Annotated in this window: 3 protein-coding genes; all 3 read left to right on the plus strand. The window is 43.4% G+C overall.

Annotated elements, in window-relative coordinates; all coding sequences use genetic code 11:
- The first annotated feature begins 380 nt into the window (after positions 1–380).
- Positions 381–1,064, plus strand: coding sequence for a DJ-1/PfpI family protein (locus IQ229_RS21760; protein WP_194047303.1), 684 nt, complete (start codon positions 381–383; stop codon positions 1,062–1,064).
- Between the two features lie 37 nt (positions 1,065–1,101).
- A complete protein-coding gene (locus tag IQ229_RS21765; protein ID WP_194047305.1) occupies positions 1,102–1,929 on the plus strand; it encodes a type 1 glutamine amidotransferase domain-containing protein in 828 nt (275 codons plus the stop codon).
- 32 nt (positions 1,930–1,961) lie between these two features.
- Positions 1,962–2,933: thiamine pyrophosphate-binding protein (locus tag IQ229_RS21770; protein ID WP_194047307.1), on the plus strand; the 972-nt coding region annotated here is incomplete at its 3' end.

A 2,933-nucleotide genomic window follows, 5' to 3' on the forward strand; every position in this document is an offset into this window, starting at 1 on the left:
TAATTCCGCAATCAGAAGTAAAAACTCGGAATTGATAAAAATATAATACGATTATTTATTTTCGTAAACTTATTATTTTTAAGTATTAAAATTTTATTAGTTCTGAATTATTACTTGCAGTATAAAGGTTATTTTGAGTATTTGTCGAGCCGTAATTACCAAAACAATACAACCTTCTAACGAAAAAACAACCATTGTAAATTTATTTTAGGCTTTTTAAATTTACATAAAATTCCGCCAATAAAAAAAGTAACCTTTCTGCAAAACATTCACCCTTGCATTTATGTTTTAGCCTCTCTAAAGTTATTGTTAAAGGCTTAAGAATAAGTCACATACATTCCAAAATAAGAATCTAGTGACCCTAAGAATATTGAACCAATATGATACCTAGATCCCTTGGTGGGAAAAAAATCGCAATTCTTCTAGAAAGTGAGTTCATCCCTGAAGAAATTGAAGCATATCAAAAACGCTTCTCAGAACTTCAAGCAACGGTACATCTGATGTCTAGGCTCTGGAATCAGCCGAGCGTTCGTTTTTTCAGTGATGAAGATACGGGCAATACGCCTAGAACAATAGATGTAAACATTGATTTTCAAAACGTAGATGTTAACGACTACGCGGCTGTGATTATGACCGCTAACTATACTAGCGTGCGTCTGCGTTACTTTGAGCCACCAACAGGTCAGCCAATTAGTGCTGAACAAGTTCGCACTTCACCGGCTGTACAGTTTTACGCCAAGGCAATGGCAAATCCCAGGATTATTAAAGGCGCACTCTGCCACGGTCTTTGGATACTGACACCAATACCTGAATTACTCAAAGACCGAGAAGTTATCTGCCATGAGGTTGTCCTTGCAGATATTCTCAATGCTGGTGCAGTTTATACAACATCACCTACAGGTGTTGTGGTGGACGGTGATCTTGTTACTGGTCGCTCAAAACACGAGGTTGAACCATTCATTGACGCGATTACCGAACAAATTCAACAGTTATCTGTTGCTACTAATCGTTTCTCAAATAGAAAGCCTACCTCCTCTGTTTCAAGACTGAGAGTTGCAAGCTGATTATCTCAAAACTAATTCATGACTAGGAAACAATCTTGTGAAAAAAATTCTCATAATTTTATCGGAATATGGTTATTGGGGTGAAGAACTAGTAGGCCCCTTAGAAACTTTCGATGCTGCGGGGTATCAGGTTGACTTTGCAACTGCAACAGGAAAAAGGCCAGTAGCCCTTCCTCCCAGCATGGACCCTACTTATATCGACCCACCTTTAGGTCGGACTGTTGTATCCCAGGAGATGGCGGAAAAAGTCAAGCAGTTGGAAGATCCTAAAAACCCACGACTGGACAACCCTATCATCCTGTCACAATGGTTGCCCGATCGCCCTTACTGGAGTGCTGAAAAATTCCTTCGGGAAATGGAAGCATATAACAATGCACTCGATGAAGTACAGAAGGATTTGGAACAATACGATGCTCTACTGATAGTCGGTGGTAGCGGCCCCATCGTTGATTTAGTCAATAACCATCGGGTTCACGACCTGATCCTCAGCTTTTACAAACAGGGTAAGGCGATCGCAGCAGAATGCTACGGTGTAACTTGTCTCGCTTTTGCTCGTGACTTAGCAGACCGCAAGAGCATTATTTTGGGTAAGCACGTCACAGGCCATTGCAAAGAATATGATTACAAGGATGGCACAGGATTTGTTGGCGCAGACATTAACATGGGGCCACCTCCCTATCCTCTAGAGTATATTCTCCAAGATGCCACCGGCCCAGATGGAGCATATCACGGTAATTTTGGCAAAGAAATCTCCGTGATTGTTGATTATCCATTTATCACAGGTCGGTCTACCGCAGATTCTTATACAACTGGTCAAAAGGTAGTGGAAGTTCTGGATAAAGGACTGAGGCGGTACGGATGGTAAGCTTGACCAGACAGAGCAACGAGAAGCCTTTGATGGCTAACAGAAATGGTCGGTTTGCAATGATCGAACAACTTCTGGCAGATGGTATAAATTACATGTTTGGCAACCCTGGCACTGTTGAACAGGGGTTCCTAGATGCGTTAAAAGACTATTATCCAGAATTTGAATATATCTTTGCATTGCAAGAAACGATCGCAGTAGGTGCAGGTGATGGCTATGCCCGCGCCACCAAAAAGCCTACTATTGTGCAACTCCATAGCGGAGTCGGTTTAGGCAATGGCATTGGGATGATTTATCAGGCCATGCGTGGTCATGCACCATTAGTAGTACTGGCTGGCGAAGCTGGTATCTGCTACGATGCGATGGATGCCCAAATGGCGGCAGATTTAGTCAGTATGGCCAAGCCTGTAACAAAATGGTCAACTAGGGTAGTCGATCCTTCTTCTTTGTTACGCGTGCTACGCCGAGCCATCAAAATAGCTGCTACGCCGCCTATGGGGCCGGTGTTCGTCTCCCTACCGATGGATATCCTTGATGCTCCTAATTATGAAGAGGTTGTCCCAACTTCTTTTCCAGTGACACGGGTTGCGCCTGAACCCGATCAACTGGCAACAGCAGCAACTTTATTGGCCGCCGCTAAACATCCCCTAATTATTATGGGCGATGGTGTGGCTTTTTCCGATGCCCAAGCTGAATTGACAAATGTAGCTGAACTCATCGGCGCACAAGTTTGGGGAGCAGATTCATCGGAAGCGAACATGAGTGCTACACATCCTCTGTTCGGAGGGTTGTTGGGTCATATGTTTGGGGATGATAGCCGTCGGATTACATCACAAGCAGACGTAATCTTGATTACTGGAACCTACGTTTTTCCAGAGGTATTTCCGGCGCTGTCTGGAGTTTTTGCCCAGTCAGCGAAAGTAATTCACATTGACTTGAATACCTACGAAATAGCGAAGAATTTTCCGGTGGATCTGGGGCTGCTTGGCGATCCGAAAACTAGT

The sequence above is a fragment of the Nostoc cf. edaphicum LEGE 07299 genome, assembly GCF_015207245.1.
GTDB classification, from domain to species: domain Bacteria; phylum Cyanobacteriota; class Cyanobacteriia; order Cyanobacteriales; family Nostocaceae; genus Nostoc; species Nostoc edaphicum_B.